Origin of the sequence: Methanosarcina flavescens, from assembly GCF_001304615.2 — an archaeon.
In the GTDB taxonomy this organism is placed as follows: Archaea; Halobacteriota; Methanosarcinia; order Methanosarcinales; family Methanosarcinaceae; genus Methanosarcina; species Methanosarcina flavescens.
In genome coordinates, this window is the sequence record NZ_CP032683.1 from 1,841,254 (window position 1) to 1,861,605 (window position 20,352).

15 protein-coding genes are annotated in these 20,352 nt (G+C 41.1%); 10 read left to right on the top strand and 5 right to left on the bottom strand.

Annotated elements, in window-relative coordinates:
- The first annotated feature begins 105 nt into the window (after positions 1 to 105).
- Entirely contained in the window at positions 106 to 636 is a 531-nt protein-coding gene (rimI, locus tag AOB57_RS08205; RefSeq protein ID WP_054299021.1) for a ribosomal protein S18-alanine N-acetyltransferase, read from the top strand.
- Here rimI and AOB57_RS08210 read toward each other — a convergent pair.
- Both AOB57_RS08210 and dnaG read right to left on the bottom strand, forming a co-directional pair.
- Entirely contained in the window at positions 620 to 898 is a 279-nt protein-coding gene (locus AOB57_RS08210) for a UPF0058 family protein (protein WP_054299020.1), read from the bottom strand. The genes rimI and AOB57_RS08210 overlap by 17 nt on opposite strands.
- 376 nt (positions 899 to 1,274) lie before the next feature.
- Positions 1,275 to 2,831, bottom strand: coding sequence for a DNA primase DnaG (dnaG, locus tag AOB57_RS08215; RefSeq protein WP_054299019.1), 1,557 nt, complete (start codon positions 2,829 to 2,831; stop codon positions 1,275 to 1,277).
- Between the two features lie 1,489 nt (positions 2,832 to 4,320).
- On the opposite strand from dnaG, the gene AOB57_RS08220 reads away from it, so the two are divergent.
- A complete protein-coding gene (locus tag AOB57_RS08220) occupies positions 4,321 to 5,805 on the top strand; it encodes an NAD(P)/FAD-dependent oxidoreductase (RefSeq protein ID WP_054299018.1) in 1,485 nt (494 codons plus the stop codon).
- A gap of 36 nt (positions 5,806 to 5,841) precedes the next feature.
- Positions 5,842 to 6,837, top strand: a complete 996-nt coding sequence (gene rtcA, locus AOB57_RS08225) for an RNA 3'-terminal phosphate cyclase (RefSeq protein ID WP_054299017.1) — start codon at positions 5,842 to 5,844, stop codon at positions 6,835 to 6,837.
- A 111-nt stretch (positions 6,838 to 6,948) separates the two neighbouring features.
- On the opposite strand, the gene AOB57_RS08230 is transcribed toward rtcA, so the two are convergent.
- Both AOB57_RS08230 and AOB57_RS08235 read right to left on the bottom strand, forming a co-directional pair.
- Positions 6,949 to 7,572, bottom strand: coding sequence for an RNA 2'-phosphotransferase (locus AOB57_RS08230; protein WP_054299016.1), 624 nt, complete (start codon positions 7,570 to 7,572; stop codon positions 6,949 to 6,951).
- A gap of 92 nt (positions 7,573 to 7,664) precedes the next feature.
- Entirely contained in the window at positions 7,665 to 8,633 is a 969-nt protein-coding gene (locus AOB57_RS08235) for an MFS transporter (protein ID WP_226999444.1), read from the bottom strand.
- A 1,148-nt stretch (positions 8,634 to 9,781) separates the two neighbouring features.
- On the opposite strand from AOB57_RS08235, the gene AOB57_RS08240 reads away from it, so the two are divergent.
- The 6 genes from AOB57_RS08240 (at position 9,782) to AOB57_RS08270 (ending at position 17,739) form a co-directional block, all read left to right on the top strand.
- Entirely contained in the window at positions 9,782 to 11,236 is a 1,455-nt protein-coding gene (locus tag AOB57_RS08240) for an OB-fold nucleic acid binding domain-containing protein (RefSeq protein ID WP_054299015.1), read from the top strand.
- Between the two features lie 715 nt (positions 11,237 to 11,951).
- Positions 11,952 to 13,217 carry a CBS domain-containing protein gene (locus tag AOB57_RS14530; protein ID WP_226999445.1) on the top strand — a complete coding sequence of 422 codons (1,266 nt, stop codon included), beginning with the start codon at positions 11,952 to 11,954 and terminating at the stop codon, positions 13,215 to 13,217.
- A 76-nt stretch (positions 13,218 to 13,293) separates the two neighbouring features.
- Positions 13,294 to 14,109: a CBS domain-containing protein gene (locus AOB57_RS08255; protein WP_054299014.1), complete on the top strand. Its 816-nt coding sequence runs from the start codon at positions 13,294 to 13,296 to the stop codon at positions 14,107 to 14,109.
- Positions 14,110 to 14,433: 324 nt separating this feature from the next.
- Positions 14,434 to 15,429, top strand: coding sequence for a CBS domain-containing protein (locus tag AOB57_RS08260; RefSeq protein ID WP_054299041.1), 996 nt, complete (start codon positions 14,434 to 14,436; stop codon positions 15,427 to 15,429).
- Positions 15,430 to 15,947: 518 nt separating this feature from the next.
- The gene (locus AOB57_RS08265; RefSeq protein ID WP_054299013.1) at positions 15,948 to 16,793 is read left to right on the top strand and encodes a CBS domain-containing protein; all 846 of its coding nucleotides are present in this window, start codon (positions 15,948 to 15,950) and stop codon (positions 16,791 to 16,793) included.
- Between the two features lie 169 nt (positions 16,794 to 16,962).
- Positions 16,963 to 17,739, top strand: a complete 777-nt coding sequence (locus tag AOB57_RS08270) for a CBS domain-containing protein (RefSeq protein WP_193726261.1) — start codon at positions 16,963 to 16,965, stop codon at positions 17,737 to 17,739.
- 305 nt (positions 17,740 to 18,044) lie between these two features.
- Here the strand turns inward: AOB57_RS08270 and AOB57_RS08275 are convergent, their stop codons facing one another.
- Complete coding sequence (locus AOB57_RS08275) at positions 18,045 to 18,836, bottom strand: TIGR00266 family protein (RefSeq protein ID WP_054299011.1); 792 nt, start codon at positions 18,834 to 18,836, stop codon at positions 18,045 to 18,047.
- Positions 18,837 to 19,058: 222 nt separating this feature from the next.
- On the opposite strand from AOB57_RS08275, the gene AOB57_RS08280 reads away from it, so the two are divergent.
- A complete protein-coding gene (locus tag AOB57_RS08280; protein WP_054299010.1) occupies positions 19,059 to 20,231 on the top strand; it encodes an RNA ligase in 1,173 nt (390 codons plus the stop codon).
- The last annotated feature ends 121 nt before the right edge of the window (positions 20,232 to 20,352 follow it).

Consider the following 20,352-nt stretch of genomic DNA (forward strand, 5'->3'; position numbering starts at 1 on the left):
AATAAATCAACTAAAGCATGTTTTGAGAAATCTGGACTGCCGGACTCCAAAAACAATTTTTCCTTTTAGAAGAAATAATAATATGGCAGAAATATATTAGTTATTATGATAAGGCGTTTTGCACCTGAGGACTTCCAGGAAGTAGTTGAGATTGAAAGCGAGGTCTTTTCAGAGCACAACTCCCTCTTATATATGAGCTTTTATGAAACGGTGGGGGATGGTTTTCTTGTTGCGGAACAGGACGGAAAGGTCGTGGGGTATGTGGTAGGTTACCGTTCCGCAGAAAATGAAGGGCACATCTTTTCGGTCGGTGTCAGAGAAAAGTATCGGAGAAGGGGAATAGGCACAGGTCTGATTCATGCTATCTGTGATATCTTTGTTGCTAATGGACTTCGATACGCAAGGCTCGAAGTAAGAAACAGTAATAAAGGAGCACAAAAGTTATACCGATCTATAGGATTCGTGCCCTGCTGGATCGAAAAAAAATATTACTCAGATGGAGAAGACGGCATGGTGATGAAAATGCATCTTCACCCTTACCGTCTCCTGATCTCAAAACAAAAATATCTGGAACCTGTACTTTCAGGCAACGAATTCTTAGTCACCTTCAGAAGCCCTATCAGTTATTACCCATGAGCTTGATGACGGAATTTAGCGATTCCCTCATCTGGGTTGGTGTTTCCTCAAAGATAGGGTCGTCCCGGGACATAAGATTCGCAAGCTCGCCTCCTAAAATAAAAATCGCTCGCTTGTGATCCGCCTTACTTCGATGAATGTGCACAGGGCTTATGGATAAAGCCTTGTAATCATCGAATTCGTGCGTTACTCCGCGCCTTTCGAAATACCTCTTCATTTGTGCCATATATGTGTGCAGTTGTATGAGCTCTTCCTTGTGCATAGCGAACAGACCTACAATTTTACAAGATCAATTTAATATTATCTTGAATCGAATAAAAGAATTGCCCGAGGAAGTTTCTTTCCTAGTTTTAGATGATAAAATTTTCTATATAATGTATATGATAAATAATGAAGGATTATGGTAGAAAGTGTGAAGTTTAGCACCGTAGTGTGAAATAATGCCAAATCGTGGTGAGCTTGCCGCCCCGATACATAAGTGCTACACATAAGACTATAGCCCTTAAAAAACTAACTCTGCAAGAGAAAAATAAATGCAGATATCGATTTTAGAAAACTGAAGAAAATAGAAGAGGGAAAATTGGGGAAGTAAAAAAGGTAAATTGAGAGAAAGGTAAATTGAGAGAGGAAAAGGTCTCTCAAAGCATGCTTGCGGTTAAAACTTCCATATCAGCAGGAACCTTGGCTACGTTACCTATCTTTACACCTATAAGGCTCTTAATTGCGTTACTCGAAGCAATATCAACTAACCTCTGGGTAATTACGCCATCAAAAACAACAGTCTGAATATTGTCTTTATAGGCTTTTAGCCTGCTGGCAAGATCTCGAACAGCAATCTCTTCTATTACCTTGTCCTGAGGGTCAAGAATTCTGGCCGTTAGAGTTCCTCTCAGAGCTTCGACATGAAGCCTGAACCTGGCAGCTTCGGGGGAGATGGGGACTGTTTTTACCGGGGCAGGTGATACCCTGACTGCCTCACCTCCAGGAACTTTGACAGCCGTAGTAACTTTCTCAGAGGGTTTTTCTCTGGAAACTCTGCTGGCAGCAGGAACTGCCCTTGCCGAAATCTGGGGTTTTGCAACTATAGGTCTTGGTTTAACCTTCTCTGCAGTCACTGGAGAGATTTCGGAGACTTTCTCAGCAACCTCTTCAGGGACCTTTTCAAAAGTTTTTTCAGGCTCTGCTTCTCTCATTTCTTCTTCAGGGATTTCCTCTCTGTAAAGATCCGGCTTTGGAGCGACCCTGTGAACCTTAATACGCTTGTGCAATTTCTTCTCAGCAGTCCTAAGGGCAATTTCAGGTGCCCTTATCTTTCTCTTGGGGCTTCTCTCCACTCTGCAGGCACTTTCTTCACCTTCCCTTTCCTGAATTCCGTACTTCTCAATGATCTGTTCTACAGGAACTTTCCGGCGAAGGGCCCTTATAACTTCTTTCTGGACAAGGTCTTCTACACATTTTCCATCGGGAGCACGGGCAACATAATCAATGTCTGCAACCTGAAGGAGCTCACGTATTATGAGTTCGCCTCCACGATCCCCGTCCGTGAATGCCGTAACTGTTTTCTTTTTAGTAAGCTCTGCAACCTCAGGGGGGATGTTTGTTCCTCCTACACAGATGGTATTCTTGATACCATAACGGAGCAGGTTCAGAATGTCAGCTCTCCCTTCGACAATAATAATTGCATCTGAATTAACTACGTTCGGTCCGCAGGGAATTCTGGATTTGCCATAGTAAGTAAGTTCGTCAATTCTCACGGATTGCCGGACTTCATCTGCTAGTTCCTGAGATTCGGGCACAGTCTCATCAAACATTTTGGTGAAAATGAACTTTGCCCTTTCAATAATCTTCTTCCGCTTCACAGCCCTTACGTCTTCTACTTGGAAAACCTCAATTTTGGCGCTGCACGGTCCTACTCTGTCAATCGTCTCAAGAGATGCAGCAAGAATTGAGGTTTCAACCTTATCAAGGCTTGAGGGAACAAAGATATTTCCTTTTGTTTTTCCTCCTTTAGCCGTAACCATCACCTCAATCCTGCCAATCCTGCCAGTTTTTTGCAGGTCACGTAGATCAAGATCGGCCCCGAGAAGCCCCTCAGTTTGTCCGAAAATCGCACCTACGATATCAGGACGTTCGATTACCCCATCAGCGTTAATTTTAGAATGGATGATATACTTTGTAGTATCTGTATTTTGCATGTGGATTCTCCATATTATTGTGAATGATTTATCATGATAATTTTCTTAAACTATATCCACTAGGAATTTATTCCTGGAATTTGCGACTGATTAGTTTTCTGGATACAATCCATCGAGTTTCCTGAAAATATAAACTATTTTCTATGCTCCGAAATAAAGTCTGCAATGCAAAAATAATAAAAACCAGATCTTATACCAAACCAGGTATAAAACACCCTTGAAGAGGCAGATTTAAGAATAAATGACATTGTTACCGGAAAGAAATTTCCGGATCTGCCTGGAATTCCCATTATACTTATGCTAGGAGACCTGATCCGGCGGTAGAACGCCAGAAATTACGTGGTCTAATGAAAGTTCTTACTTATGACCTTATAAGGCTCCAGGTTATGTTAGCCTGACTTAAGGCTCTCCCAGGAAGAGTGATCTGACATTTAAGCCGGGTAGCCAATAATATCTGAGTTGTCCCAGAGGCTTTCCGCATCTGCCCGAAAGCCTTTGCCCCAACATAAGTTTTTGTTATGGCTCTGAGACAATTTCAGAGCCTGTAGTCAAAAAGAGTGTTCACCTTTCAATGAGCCTGATAACTCAAGTTTCCAAGAAATGCCCCTGAAACGCGGGTAACCGGGCATGAGCAGCCAAAATATGCGAGATGCCCTATCCCGTAAGTTAGAGGCTGCATTGTGATAATTGGTAAGCGGTAAGTGAAATTCATATCAGGTTTATTGAGAGCACTTTTTGACTTTTACTTTATGGGTGATAATATATGGATTCAAGTTTTCACTGAGTGGTGTTTTAGCCCTGAGTGATAATGCCGCAATCTGAAGTTTTTAATATTTTGCATATGGATTAATTACACTGGATTATCTTTACGAATTTAGCAATGATGAGTAGATGAAGTTGTTAATCAATGATATGACCTGACAGAATACTCTCGCCCACCTTTAAAGAAGGTTCGGCAAATGAGGGCTTCTGTATGTCACATATTTTAAATTCATTTATTTAATGCTCGCAGGCTTTAAGAACTTTGCGGTTATTTAAAAATCTTGATAACTCCGGATCGTTTTCCCGTGCCTGATATTTCTTAAAGCATGTTATTTTTAAGCAACTTCAGAGGAATATTCTGGAGCAACACCAGAAGAGATTTAAAAAAAATAAAAAATAATATACTGGAAAAATTTAGAAAGGTATATATAAAACGAAGGACTTGTAAAAAATTGAACGGGCGAGACATCGAAACTTTTTTATGTACTAACCCCCCACTCCCAAACTCGCTCGTTCAGACCCCTACAAGCCATATGGGTATTTTTCGTATTTTTGCAATAATATCAGAGAAAACCTGTATCATCTCCACATAAAATCTCAGATTTTCCGAGTAATTTATTTTAAAAAAATCTGGTTAATAACTTTGATAGATTCTGTATTCGATAGCTTGTAGACTTCTAGGGCACTTAAAAACTTATAATAGGCGTGAAACACAACTACTAAGAGTATGGGAAGCCGTTTTGCCACACAAGGTGCTGTAGATGTTGATATTCAGAAGGCGACCGGAGCTAAGGGAAAATTTCAGGAAGCAGTATCCGCGCAGAACCCTGAAAAAGAAAATCCATCAAGGGTAGTTATTATAGGAGGCGGAGCCTGCGGCATGGCAGTTGCCACCAAAATTCGAAGGCAGAGTGATTTTGAGATTACTGTACTTTCAAGAGATTCTCATACTGCTTATAGTCATTGTGGAATCCCTTTTGTTCTGGGCAGGGAAATTGAGAATTTTGAGAAGCTGATAGTAAAGCCCCTGGATTTCTTCCAGAAAAACAGAATAGACGTCAGGCTAAATGAGTGTGCAAGCTCAATAGACCTGGATTCAAAGATTGTTCGGACAGGGAAAGGAGTTTATCCTTTTGACAAACTTGTAATTGCTACAGGCAGCCTGCCCTTTGTACCTCGAATAAGCAGCGCAAATATTCTCCCCTATGGAGTCTTTACCCTGAGAAGCCTCAAGGATGGTATACTTTTTGAAAGAGCCCTTGAAACTGCTAATAGAGTTTGTATAATAGGCGCAGGAACACTAGGAATAGAGTGTGCAGTCGCGCTTGCAAAAAGAGGAGTAAAACCTTTCCTCATAAGCAGAAGCAAAAACTTGGTTTCCAAGCAGCTTGATCCTGATATCTCTGTAATTATACGGGAACATCTGGAGAATATTGGGATTGAGGTTATCACCGGAGCAACTGTGACTTTTCCTGAAAATTTCTGGAAAGAAAAAATCCTGTTCCTTGAGGATAGGAAGCTCCCTGCAGATCTTGTACTTTTTACAAGCGGAGTCAGGCCTGAGACATTCCTTGCCATGGATGCAGGAATAAAAATCGGAAAATCCGGAGGGATAATTGTAAATGAAATGCTCCAGGTTAAGGCGGGAAAAGAATTTCTTCCCTATGTATATGCAGGTGGGGAGTGTGTAGAAGTAACAGACCTTATAACAGGAGAAGCCAGGTTAAGTCAATTGGGTACAACAGCCCGCCATATGGCCGACATAATCGCCAACAATATCACAGGAAAACGTGCCGTTCTCGGGCCGCTTGCCGACCCTTGGGTAGCCGTGGCAGGAGATTTGCAATTTGGTGGAGTTGGTATCACTTCAAAAGAAGCCGAAAGCCATGGAATAAAGGTAGTCACAGGATTTTCCCGAGGACGTACAAGAGCCTTCTATTACCCGGGCAGGAAAGATCTGTACATTAAACTCCTGTTCAAAGATGGGGTTCTGGTGGGTGCTCAGCTTGCAGGAGGAGAAGGGATAAAGGAAAGAATCGATGCACTTTCTCTTGCAATCAGAAAGAAAACAACGATAAGAGACCTCCTTGACCTGGAAACATGCTACGCACCGCCGTTATCTATGCTTGTAGATCCTCTCAAACCGGCTGTGAAAGCTGCAATCCGAAATATAAAGGAAGAAGAAAAAAAGAAAAAGATGGCAGCAGGATAAAGTAAGATCGAATCAGAACAGGAATGGGGGAAGGAAATGTTAGAAATCGATGGTTCTTACGGTGAAGGGGGAGGGCAGCTTGTCAGAACAGCTGTTGCTCTTTCTGCAGTTACAGGCAAAGAGATCAGGGTTATAAATATCAGGAAAAACAGGCCAAGCTCTGGATTAAAACAACAGCATTTAAAAGCTATTGAAACTGCATCGAGAATTTGCGAAGCCCGAGTTTCGGGACTTTTCCTGGGATCTACTGAGCTTTCTTTTGCTCCAGTGGAAATAAAGGGGGGTAAGTATGATATTGATATTGGGACCGCAGGAAGCATAACCCTGCTGCTCCAGTGCATTATGCCAGCTCTTCCATTTGCGAAAGAAGAGGTCGAATTAACGATAAAAGGAGGGACAGACGTGGCATGGTCTCCAACAATACACTACTTACAACATGTGACCCTCAAGGCTCTGGAAAAGCTTGGCTATTCAGGTAGCGTAACCCTGAAGGAACACGGTTACTATCCTAAAGGAGGAGGGAAAATTTCAGCTTTTTTTAAACCTTGCAAGCTTAAAGGATTTCATTTTTTAAAAGAAGAGGAAGAGATAAAGGGGATTTCTCACGCTTCGAATCTTCCTGCCCATGTACCTTTACGTCAGGCTGAAGCTGCCACCGCAAGATTAATAGATGCCGGATATTCCTCGCAGATCGAAACTCAATCTTTTGAAACCTTTTCGACTGGAAGCGGGATAACTCTCTGGACAGGTTATATGGGTGGGAGTGCACTAGGGGAAAGAGGGCTTCCCGCAGAAAAAGTAGGCAAACGTGCCGCAGATGAGATTATTTCTGAACTTAGAGCAGGAGCTTCTGTGGATACACATCTGGCAGACCAGCTAATACCGTACATGGCTCTTGCAGGAGATAGTTCTTACACAGTAAGGGAACTTTCTCTTCATGCTGCGACAAATATCTGGGTTACTGAACAATTCCTTGATGTCAAATTCAGGATAGAGGAAAAAGAAGGCGTTTTTGAAGTATCCGTGAATTGAGATATTAAAGAAAGGACAGATACAGGAAACTGCAGAAAAAAGAGAAAAAAGAGAAGAGAAAAAGAATAGAAAGTAAAATTACAAATCGAAATTTGCTGGAAATTTTTAAGGTCAATCTTCAATGATAAAAAGATATTCAGGGGGTATCTTTTCCGTAAGTACGATGTCGTCAGTTGCAAGTTTGAGAGAGATCCCGTCTTCCTGGGCTTTAAATGCATCTATTTGAAGGATGATAGGGTTTTCAGTATGAATAAGGGCTACTTCTAATGCCTTCTCATATGAGGTGCTGAGGTGGACGTATCTCTGTTTTACCGGAAAAATCCCGTTCTCAAGCAGAACATCGACTTCCTCAGGGCTTGCCCCATAATACAGGTATGGATAATCGCTTTCCTTATAGTCCAGGTCAATATTGACAGAATGCCCATAGCGTGCCCTGATTTTGGAATTACGAATTTCATACCGTCCTTTTTCATCGGATTCTACAAGGGCATAAAGGTATTCCTTTTTCATCCAGTTGTACCGTTTTTTCATAACATCATAGAAAGCATTGAGATTAACCCAGCCGAACATGTCCATTTCAACCCCTGCAGACGCTGGGAAATGCCGGAGAGTGCCTGATACAAACCTGCCAAGCTTTTCTTCCTTGCTGTCGTCCAGCAGGTATCTGCCAGGGCGTTTACACTGCAGACAGCTGCCTCCTCTAAAATAGCCGTGCTCAGTGCATTTCCTAATCATGGTATCACGTACATAATGAAACTTTACTATAAATAAGGTTTTGTTTTAATGTCCTGTTTTGACAAAGCTGCGATGTTAAAGTTTTCAGTCTCTCAACCATTCTCGGTGTTAAAATTGTCTCCAAATATTTTGTAGAATAAGAGACCTGAAATAGCCAGAAAGGCAGCTCCTAATGCTGTTTCCCTAAAACCGAAAAGCTGGGAAGAAACTCCCCCTAGGAGAGCGCCTGCAACTCCTGCAGCGCCAATCATTGAGTTGATAAGACCCGCTACTGTTGCTTTATCTGGATTCAGTTCGACAACTTGGCGGGTGGAGCCCACATACAAAAAAGACCAGGCACAGGCAACGAGAAACATACTGGGTATAATATAAAGATAAAATGGAGCTAGTGCATAACTCACAAAGCCAATAGCTGAAATAAGGTATCCTGCATAGATCAGTTTCCTGTTTTCAAAGGAATCCAGCCTGCACATAATTAAAAACTGGATTGCGGGGTTAATAGCGTAGATAAATCCTATCCAGAAAGCACTTGCTCCTAGCTGCTTAAGATACAGAGGATAAAATGCCCAGACTCCCAGGGCTCCGGTATGGCGGAGGAAAAGAGGAAAATAGATTCCTGAATTCTTCAACAGAGTATTCAAAGAAAAGTATGAAACGCCAAGCCTGGGTTTTAGAACGCTTTTCAATTTTAAGGCCTTTAAAAAACATAATAGGTAAAAAGTGGCAGAAAGCAAGAAGAGTATGTTCATTTTTTTTCCTATAAGACCTGCTAACAGGAAGCCAGCCAGCCATCCCAGAGAACCTAGGGAAATAAATCTTCCCAGGCTCTTTTTCTGGTAGTACACATACATAATCAATGCTCCAGGGCAAATTCCTACGGTGAAACCTGTAAAAGCTCTTGAAAGCATTAGAGAACCCGGATCATTGGCAAAAATCTGAAGGAAAAAAGCTACAGATGAAAATCCAAGACCTCCAAGGAGAATTGTGCGTAAATTATGAAAGTCTCCAAGCCGGCCGAAGATAAAGGAGGAAAGCAAGATCGCAGCTGAGTAAATACTCACTATGAGACCTACCTAAAAATAAGAAGCTCCAAAGGATGTTGCAAATACAGGAATGAAGAATAAAGAAAGCACATTTGCTGTATTCGAGAGGAACTGGATCTTATTTACCTGTATCAAGCAATCAACACCAGAAAAGCATGGGTGCAGTCTATTAATATTGTTTCCGTTTTTGTTAGGAAATACTTTCGTCGGGCACACGGTAGTCTTTAGTAGAACGGCTTGCATACCGTAGCGAGATTTAAGGTATTTTTACTGAACGCTGCATTCAACGCTACTTAAAGCCTGATGGCATATAGATTAAAACTTTCGAAACTAGGTTGAGAATTGGGTCAACAGTCCCACTGAGATGATTTATGAACTTGGATTCAAACATAGTGTAAAGCCTTTATCCAAAAGCCTTTGGATTCAAACATAGTGTAAAGCCTTTATCCAAAAGCCTTATAGGGGCAAAACCTTCTAAATTGCCTGCGAGTGGTTACTGCAACCAGGACAAAAAAACATAAAATATAACTTAGACAATAGGAATTAAAACATAAGATTTAGCAGATTAAATTTAGTAGATTAAAGTTTAAAGCAGTGAAAACACAAGATAAAAAGAATAAAGAGAACTCTACAAATATCTGGCTACAACCTTTGTCTGGCTATAACCTTTCTTGTAGTAGATTCATTAAAAGATATAAATTTTGAGATACGTTACTTTGAAATCTTGTCTGAAATATGTCTGAATATCTGGAACATGTCTGAATATCTGGAACATGTCTGAATATCTGGAACATGTCTGAATATCTGGAACATGTCTGAATATCTGGAACATGTCTGAATATCTGGAACATGTCTGAATATCTGGAACATGTCTGAATATCTGGAACATGTCTGAATATCTGGAACATGTCTGGAAATGCTAAAATGCGCGTAAAACTTAACTGAGACATTCTTAACTTTTATAGTAATACCAAATTTTCTAATCAACTGCTATCATAAACATTTATAAACAATTTTTAGATTGTATACCTTAATGCCGAAACTTGATCCAAAGCAATATCCTCACTAGCAGCAACCTTACCAGCACATTACTGCCACCGGAACTTAAACAAATAAAAAACACTGAAAAAACACTGAAAATAAGAATTATACTTTAAAGGGATAATATGACAGATATTGAATCGATATATAAAAAGCTCAGCCATGTCATCAGTAAAGAAGATTTTCTGCAGCGTGTCCAGAAGAAGATGGAAAGCATGGGCGGGCTTTGTGATGAACCTATGGCTGCCATGCTGGTTGCCAATGAACTCGGATTTTCAGATGTAGGTCGGGACAGTGTAAAGATTGAGGACATTAAAGCCGAGAACGGACCAGTTAACTTTATTGCAAGGGTATTATCGGTTTTTGATGCCAAGGAATTTACCCGGAATGACGGGACGATAGGCAGGGTAGGAAATTTAATTGTCGGAGATGAGACCGGAAAAATAAAGGTTACTCTCTGGGACAATATGGCGGATCTCATTAAGGTTGGAAAAATCAAAACAGGGCAAACCCTCCAGATCAGCGGCTATGCAAAGCAGGGATACTCCGGAGTGGAAGTCAATGTAGGAAATAATGGAGTCATAACCGAAAGTGAAGAAGAAATCGATGTGGCTGCAAGCAGCCAGAAGATTAAGGATGTAAAGGATGGCATGGGAGACCTGAATTTGGTAGGTAAAGTTCTTGAAGTCTCAGAAATAAGGACTTTCCAGAGAAAAGACGGTAGCAGCGGAAAGGTTGGAAGCCTGCTCCTAGGGGATGCAACAGGCACAATCAGGGTGACATTATGGGATGAGAAGACCGAGTTTCTGAACCAGATAGAATATGGAGATACTGTGGAACTTGTCAATGCTTATGCCCGGGAAAATGCATTTAGTCAGAAAGTTGAGCTGCAGGTAGGAAGCCGAAGTATAATCCGGAAAAGTGAGAAAAAAATCGAGTATGAGGAGAAATTTACCCCGATTGCGGATATCAGTGCCGATATGAACGATATCAATGTTTCTGGGAGGGTACTGGACATTGGGGAAACTCGCACCTTTGAGAAAAAAGATGGGTCTACCGGAAGAGTTGGAAATCTCCTTCTTGGGGATTCCACAGGCAAAATCAGGCTAACTCTCTGGAATGAAAAAACCGATTTTCTGGATGAGATTGATTTTGACGAGACAATAGAAGTACTCCATGCCTATTCTCGGGAAAATGCTTTCAACCAGCAGGTGGAGCTGAATCTGGGAAGCAGAGGGATAATCCAGAAAAGTGAGAAGGAAATTGAGTATAGAGAAAAGTTTACGGATATCGCTGATATTGTCCCTGGGGAGAGTTACTCAGTCCAGGGGAAAGTTTACGAAATTGGAGAACTCCGGGAGTTTGAGAGGGAAGACGGAACCGAAAATGTGGTTGCAAATCTGCAACTTAAAGACGAAACCGGCAGCATAAGGTTAACTCTCTGGGGAGAGCAGGCATATGTTATCGAAGATCTTGATATTGATTCCGAGATACAGGTTATTAACGCATATGCGAAATATGGCCTGAACGAGGAAATCGAGTTGAGTGTCGGGAACCGAAGCAGAGTGATTATACTTTGATCATTCCCCTTCTTCGCTTTATTTCCTGATTTACTCCTTCAACCTGTGCTTTATCAAGATAAAAGTTTACGAAGTTGCGTTCCAGTAGAAATTAAGGGGTCTAAAAATTTCCTGTGAGAAAAATAGAAAGCATTACAAATATAATTTGAGTTTTTTCTAAACTGTATAAGCCTGCTTTCTAAAATATACTTTTCCTCTGCACCTATTCTTTATACTTTCTGCAGACGGCTGAAGATATTTCATTCTCAGCAAAAATCTCCAGTGGAAACAAAGGGGTTCTGAAAAAATTCCTGCGAAAATCCCTTAAATTTTTCTTCATGAAAAGCAAAAGGTACCTTAAAAAGAATGCCCTCCTTACTTCTTGCAAACTTCTATTCTCTTCAAAAAAAGCAAATGCCGTTATCGTTATGTACCATTGACTCATATATATAAGTGTCACAAAAACATCCGAAAAGTGTGGGGAAGACACTTAGAGGGAGCGGACAAAAAAAATAAATCCGAAAACTGAGGAGACAAAAGAAATAAATCCGAAAACTAAGGATTTACCGGAATGTCACCTTCAAAAAGCTAATTATTGCAGGATCTGAACCGGAGGGAAGACTAAAGTAGTCTGAAATCTTTTTCCAAAGGAAACTGGAAGCCTGAGATGAGCTTTTGTATCGTGAATTTTATATTGAATTGCCGGAGTTTGGAACGGAAGGGGGAACGGCAGTAAATGGCAGATGGACCTGAGAGGGACATGGATGCTGATAATGGAAAATATGCTGGCATTCACAACAGAGAGATTGAAAGAGAGCTCTCAGTTGCTGAAGTTATGAATAAAGCAGTTATAGTAATGGATATCAACTCAGATATTCCTGCTATTGCAAGGGAAATGGTCAGTCGTGATGCAGGAAGCGTCATTATCACTGAGAATGGTAAGGCTACGGGCATCATAACTGAAAGAGATCTTGTAAAAAGTATTGTTACAGAAAACAGAAAACCAGATGAAGTGAAAGCGGAGGAAGTCCTCTCAAGCCCTCTTATAACTATAGAGCCTGAAACTGATATAATAAAAGCTTCCGAAATCATGTTAAAGGCAAATATTAAAAGGCTGCCAGTCCTGAAAGACAGAACAGTAGTAGGAGTAATTTCGAATACTGATATCCTGATGGTAACACCTGGACTTAATACTATTCTTAAAGACCTTATTGAAATGAATAGAGACGCTCTCCTCTCCATTCCACCAAGAGACGAGATCCCAGATTTAAAAAATTCCAGAATAAATGTATGTGAATCCTGTGACTCTATTTCCATTGACCTCAGGTACCTAGACGGCAGGTATTTATGCGGAAACTGTCGGCATGAACAGGATATAGAGGCTGACAGGGGAAGATATGCTGGTATCCACAATAGGGATGTCGGTAAAGTTTCGGTTGCTCAAGCTATGAACAAGGCAGTCATAGTAATGGACATCGACTCAGATATTCCTGCTATTGCAAGAGAGATGGTCGGTCGTGATGCAGGAAGCGTTATTATCACTGAGAATGGTAAGGCTATGGGCATCATAACTGAAAGGGATCTGGTAAAAGGTATTGTTACAGAAAACAGAAAACCAGATGAAGTGAGAGCGGAGGATATTCTCTCAAGTCCTCTTATAACTATAGAACCCGAAAAAAGTATTGCAGAAGCTTCCAAAATTATGTTAAAAGCAAACATTAAAAGATTGCCAGTTTTGGAAGACAGAACAGTAATAGGAGTAATTTCGAATACTGATATCCTGATGGTAACACCTGGACTTAGTACTATTCTTAAAGATCTTATTGATATGAATAGAGAGGCTCTACTATCTGTCCCATCAATTGAAGAGATTTCAGAGTCAGAAGATTTTCCCTCGGGTATATGTGAATCCTGTTATACTTTCTCATATGACCTTAGATTAGTGAATGGACAGTACTTATGTGGAAGATGTCGGGAAGAAATAGGGGAAAATTACGAGTAATATATAATCTTGAATATAATCTTGAAATAGTAATTTCCAGAAATTCTTTTCTAAAGGGAGTATAGGAAGGTAAGCAATGAACGTTAGCGAGATTATGTCAGAAGAGCCTGTGAGCATCAAAGAGGAGGACTTTGTTACTCATGCCCGTCAGCTGATGCGAAACCACCTTCTTCGAAGCCTCGTTGTTATTGACGAAGAGAACAGGCTTGTTGGAATGTTGAACGACCAGGATATCTTGAGGGTTACATCTACACGCTCAAATATCACAGTAGGGGGGTATGCAAGCCAGTCTCCTACAATCACCCCAGATATGGATATCATGAAGGCTGCAAAGTTAATGGTAGAATCAAAGCAAAATAGAGTTCCGGTTGTTAAGTCAACTACGGACCGCACCGTTATTGGAATTCTCAGCAGTGTGGATATTCTTAGAAATGTGGAAGTCCCAAAAAATGTTCCCAGGACACTGGAGGCTATAATGACAAAAAAAGTCAAAACCTGTTCGCCAGAGGACAAAGTTAACACGGTTTGGGGGCATATGCTTGAGACAGATTATACGGGTATTCCTGTTGTCTCAAAGAAGGGCGAGCCCATTGGAATGATAACCAGAAGGGACATAATCAAATCAGGTGCAGTCCGTATTGAAGTTGAAGACGAAAGACGTACAAGGCCTAATGACAGCCCGAAAGTTGAGAGGGTAATGTCAACTCCTACCTATACACTTTCTGAAAATGACTCAGTCCAGAGTGCAATTGAGATGATTGTTCGCTATGATATCGGAAGAGTTACCATAGTAAATGAAAAGGGTAGAGTTTCCGGAATCGTTGATAGACAGGATCTTCTGGAATCTATTGTCAATGTATGGCCCGAAAAACTCCTCGATAATCGCTTTTGAAAGAAATTATATGGGATATCTTTGGTGAAGATATAGCGACTAACTGAAGGCAACAACTGACAGAGAATTAACCTGAGAAGCAGTTGCGTATTTTCACGCAAAAAGATTATAACATCAAAGATCATCATTAATAATAATTATAAATTCACAAATAAAGGAAACTTCTAGGAAAGATTCGGGAGAAATTGCTTTCAGGTTTTATTTTTTCCAGGAGCAAACCCGTGCCTGCTAAAAATTGAACTGTGGACTTCAGGTAAATTTCTGCAAGACAGAAAGAAAAAGAAACGGAATATGAAAAAAGCAATTAACTGTAACTCGAATTCGGTGATCCTATTGAACAGAAATAATACATTTTCGTCCGTCGATAAGATGAAAGTTCAGCCAGGTGTGAGCAAGTCCAAGAAAGCGCAGCACAAAGACCCGCATACGATTAGCAGCATGGGCACTATGCGAATAGGTCCTGAGTTTAAATCCCGTATTTCAGAACATGAGGGAAAGATCCTGGCCCTGGCAACAAGAAATGTAGTAACCCTCCCTCCTACCGCAACAATCATGGAAGCAATCAGAATTATGACTGAGAGGAGGTTCCGGCGCATTCCTATTACAGACGCCGGAACGAGAAGACTGGAAGGGGTGGTTACTTCCGTGGACATTATCGATTTTCTGGGGGGTGGCAAAAAGAACCTGCTTGTTGAGAATCGCTTTAAAGGTAACCTTCTGGCTGCAATCAATGCCGAAGTAAGGCAAATAATGGAAACTGATATTCCTTATCTCAATGACCAGGCCGACTTTAAAGATGCAGTCTCAATGATGCTCGAAAGAAGGACAGGCGGACTGCCAATTGTGAATAATAACATGCAGGTTGTTGCAATCTTTACCGAAAGGAATGCAATTGAGCTGATGGGCGGGCTTGTGACAAATCGGACTGTTGATGAGTACATGACCGAGAATGTCAAGATGGTATCAACCGATACACCTATTGGTCAGGCAGCAAGAGTAATGGTAAATAACAGACTCCGAAGGCTTCCTGTAGTTAAGGATGGGATCTTTGCGGGAATTGTCACTGCCTCTGATATTGTCCATTTCCTTGGCAGAGGAGATGCTTTCACCAAATTGACAACAGGAAATATTCATGAAGCACTTGACCAGCCTGTAGGATCTATCGTCTCAAAAGAACTGATATGGACTGGACCGGGGACAGACCTGGGAAAGGCAATGGAAATAATGCTTGAGAAAAAGATAGGTTCACTCCCGGTTCTGGAGGATGGGGTGCTCCGTGGCATCATTACTGAAAGGGATTTCCTGAGATCGCTTGAATGAATTCCGGAAGACAATGAATTGATTGGAACCAATCCCTGTTAGTTTGAAGCGATGCGGGACAGTTCGAGCTGGCAAAAATTGACGAAAAACTGTCCCAAACGTCCTCAAACTATCCCGGAATTTGATGCAGTTTAGTGAAATTGGAGTGTAAGAACTGGATCTGAAGTGTAAGAACTGGATCTGGAGTGTAAGAACTGGAATTACAATAGACCCGGAATTAGAATAGGTCCGAAGGTTTTCGGATTTAATCTTTAGAGAGCTTAAGTTTTCAGAAGTTTTGGAGGAAAGAAGATTCCCTAGTAGATAGACTGAGAAGTAACTCGACTTTGAATGTTCAGGATTTTGAAGTGTGGCTCATTTTGAACAGAATTTTTTCAAGTTAGCCCTCACTTCAACAAAAAGCGTATGTTACTTCTCTAAAACTTTAGCGTATATAGCTAAAAATTGTGAAGTCTGCAATCAATTCAAAAACTATAATTATCGATACTTATATATTGTGAAAGTGAAGGAGGTACTTCATGAACGTGGCGGACATCATGAGCTCACCTGTGTATGTTATAAATGAAGATGAGCCCGTGTCACATGCGAGAAAACTGATGTTAAGACATAAAATCAGTACGTTGCTTGTCCTCAACGAGGGCAAGATGGTGGGAATCGTCACAAAATCAGATATCGTTAACCGGCTGGCTCAGGCCGAACCCCTCTGGAGGAGGAGGCCAATAGACCAGGTGCCTATCAAGTTATTGATGACTGAATCGGTTATTACCATCTATCCCGAAGCCTCTATTTCCCAGGCAGCTGCCTTAATGCTTGAGAACAGGGTGCATAACATTCCGGTAGTAAAGAACGATATTGTAGGCATTGTAACCAGGACAGATCTTGTGCGCTATGTTGCGGAAAACGACGAGGAAATAAAAACAAAAATCTCCAAATTAATGACGGAGGACATCATTTCTGTTCACAGACATCATACTATCAACCATGTAATTGACGAAATGAACAGAAATGAGATCGAAAGAGTAGTCGTTAAAGATGATGCAGGAAAACCAGTGGGGATTATTTCCAGCAAAAGCCTTGCTTTAAACCTCTTAACTGACTTTCAGGGCGAACTTTCCACAAAAAACATAAAAATGACTCGTAGATCTTCCCCTGGGGGCCAGAAGACCTATAGATACGTAAAAGAGGTGCCTTTGACTGCAGAAGACATTATGGTTTCTCCGATAGTTTCCATTGACGTAAATGAAAACGTCAGTGCAGCCGCAAAAAAAATGATTGAAGAAGGACTGACTGCGCTACCTGTCAGTGACGGAGAAGATATAGTGGGCATATTAAGCAGAACCGACATTATGAAAGCCATCCTCTGATGTAGTGCGAGGTACATGCTGCATAAAAAATATCGATATAGAAGCTAATAAATCGGCAAAAAGTAAGAGAAAGATGCAAAATTAAAGCACAGGAAAACGGATGAAGAAAACACGCAAAAATTGCGAAAAAGTATAATTCAAAATTCTGGATACGCATGAGGTGAATTGCATGCAAGTTAAAGACATAATGGTACAGCCATATAAAATTAGCAAGTCAGACACCATATCTCACGCCCTAGACCTTATGGAAAAGAAGGATACAAAACGCCTGCTAGTAGTCAACGGCGATCAGGTACTCGGTGTACTTACAATGAGAAGTCTGACAGAGCAGCTCGGAACTCGCAAGAAACTGAGCAAACCTGCATCCTCTCTGCATGTTGCAACAGCCGTATCCGACAACTTTGTAAAGGTTCTGCCCGATACTGATATCAGGGATGCCCTTACCCTGATGAAAAAGAAAAGTGGCGTAATTATTGTCACTGATAACGGAAACGCCCTGGGCTGGGTAACACCTCAGGAATTCATGAAAATAAACCACTTCGCAGGCTTTGTTGGGGAAGTAATGGAAAAAAACCCTATCGTTGTCAGCCCATCTGACAGAGTGAGCCACGCCAGAAGGCTTATTCTTGATAAGAATGTGGGAAGGCTGCCAGTAATTGAAAATGGAAAACTCGTAGGTATTATTGCTGAGGACGACATTGCCTTTGCCATGCGTTCTTTCAGAGACCTGGTAGCTGACAACCAGCAAGATTCAAGGATAAGGAACCTGCTGGTAGGGGACATTATGACCCGCAGTGTCGTAAGTGTCTATACCAATACCCCTCTTGCAGAAGCTGTCCAGATAATGATAGAACACGATGTCGGAGGTGTTCCGGTCCTTAACCTGGAAGAGGAACTTGTTGGTTTCCTGGCCCGGAGGAATATAATAAATACAATTGAGGAATAAGCTCAAATCCAGAAAAACTGAGCCAGAAAAAACTTAATTAAGGCACTAAATCAAATAATTAAGAGAAAGAAAATAATTAAGAGAAGGCCTGTTCTATTAAGGCAGGCCTTTTTCAATTTCTAAAATTTCCTTTAGATTGATTTCTCATTTCTTAATGATTTCCGTTTTATAGTGGACCCCATTTTGCAGCGGGTTCTATCCTGCAGCAAACTCTATTTTGCAGCAAGTCCTGTTTTGCAGCGAATTCTATTTTACAGTAATTTCTGTTTTAGTGTGATTTTTTGGTCTTACAACTATCTTGCGTTTTAAAATGCTTTATCTCCACCAATCAAACCTCCAAAGACATCACTTCCAAGAATGCCGCTCTGTTCTTCCCGGTTACGACCGTAGGCAGAAGCTGCAAAGATCCTGTCAGCGAGGCGGGAGAAAGGCAGGCTCTGCATATATACTGTGCCCGGACCTGTAAGGGTTGCAAGGACAACTCCTTCACCGCCGAAGAGAGCATTTTTAAAATTCCTTGACCAGGTTATATCATAGGTCACAGTTTCGGTGAAAGCTGCCACACAGCCCGTATCGACACGGTATGTCTCGCCAGGTGCCAGATCCTTTCTTATGACTGTACCTCCAATATGGAGAAAAGCCAGGCCGTCACCCTTCAGTCTCTGAAGAATAAAACCTTCACCACCGAATAGCCCTGCTCCGAGCTTGCGGGTGAAAGCGACTTCCACTTCTACCCCGCGAGCTGCACAGAGAAATGAGTCTTTCTGACAGAGGAGGCTGCCTCCAAACTTAGTAAGGTCAATAGGAATAATCTTGCCCGGATATGGAGCTGCAAATGCTACATGCCCTTTCCCGGAACCCCTATGGATAAAGTTTGTAATGAAGAAACTTTCTCCTGTAAGCACTCGTTTAAGTCCTTTTTTCAAGCCTCCGAAAAGTCCACCTCCTTCATTACCCATGCTTGTCTGCATCTGGATTCCTGGTCCCATATAAGCCATAGCCCCGGCTTCTGCCTGGACGGCTTCTTCAGGATCGAGCTCGATTTCAACAATCTGCATATCGTCGCCCATAATCTGGTAGTCGATTTCATCTGCCATTTTACAATCTCCAATTTTTTTGCAAGCTCAAATAAAACAGGATTAGAAACAGATTAGAACCGAATACTTAAAAAGATTTTTTATGTACGGTCATTTCCTAGTATTTTTCAATTTATTTCCTGAAAAATAGCCTATTATAGAATATACCTGATTTGAAGACATGTTCCGAATATATGCCTGAGAATGATAATTTATTTCAGGGCTGAGAACAGATAAATAAACATGAAAAGAGATGGGAATGAAGAAATAGATCCTGAATTTGTAGCTCGGATTACCAGTTACCTGGGGTTTAATAAGGAAAGGGTTCAGCGTCTTTTTGAGAAGAGTTATCTCGCCCGAAACTGGGGAAAATATGAAAATTTGCTCCGTTTCGATAAGGAAATTTCCCATATCGAGAGAGGAACAGTACTTTATGAGAAGGACAGTTCTTTCGAAACCATTATGGGCTTTCCGAAAATCCGACGAGCTATGGTGCTGGATCCTACGATTAAAAAACACTTCAGTGGCCTTGAAAAAGTAGCCGTGGAAGAAAAAATGAATGGATATAATGTCCGTATAGCGATTGCAAAAGATGAGATCCTTGCAATTACACGAAGCGGATATATCTGCCCTTATACGACTCAAAAAGCAAAGGAAAAATTGAACCTGAAATTCTTTGAAGATTTCCCAGAGTTTGTACTTTACGGAGAAATGGTAGGACCTGATAACCCATATGTTCCAAAAGAAGTCTATGATGTCGAATCTGTAGAATTTTATATCTTTGATATTCGGAAGAAAAACAGCGGTGAACCTCTTCCAATAAAAAGGAAGCAGGAAATCCTGAAGAAATATGGTTTTTCCCAGGTAAGGTTTTTCAATGAGTTCCCGCTGGAAACTGCTGCTGAAGAAATTGAAAAAATTATCCGGAAACTTGGGGAAATAGAGCATGAGGGTGTTGTAATAAAGGACCCAGACATGATTCTTTCCCCGTTAAAATATACTTCTTCACAGAGTAATTGTTCGGATCTCAGACACGCCTTTAAGTTTTACAATGAAACAGGCAGAGATTACATGCTTTCCCGGATTGTCAGAGAAGGCTTCCAGACAGTTGAATGGGACGAAGGCGAGACCGAATTTGAAAAACGCTGCATGAAACTTGGAAAAAGCATATTGGGTCCTCTCAGAGAATCCATAAGAAGTGTGAAAAACGGTCAAAGGCTATATGAGGAGGTAAGGATAAGGGTGAGTGACTTAAAAACCGCAGCCGATTTCGAGGACTACCTTAAAAGACTAGGGATCGATGCAGTTTTTGAAGAGCCTCAACCGATTGGAGAAGAGTATCGGATAGTTATAAGGAAAATTAATAAGAGCACCAATGATAAAACTCATGCAATCTTGCAGGGTGAGACGTGGTAATTCTTTCCTCAGAATGTTATTCTCGAGCTTTGAAGTCTTGAGACCCTTTTTCAAAATGCTTCGAAAAGAAATATATTACAGTATAATTATACCAGATGCAAATTTCAAAGTTGTAATATCA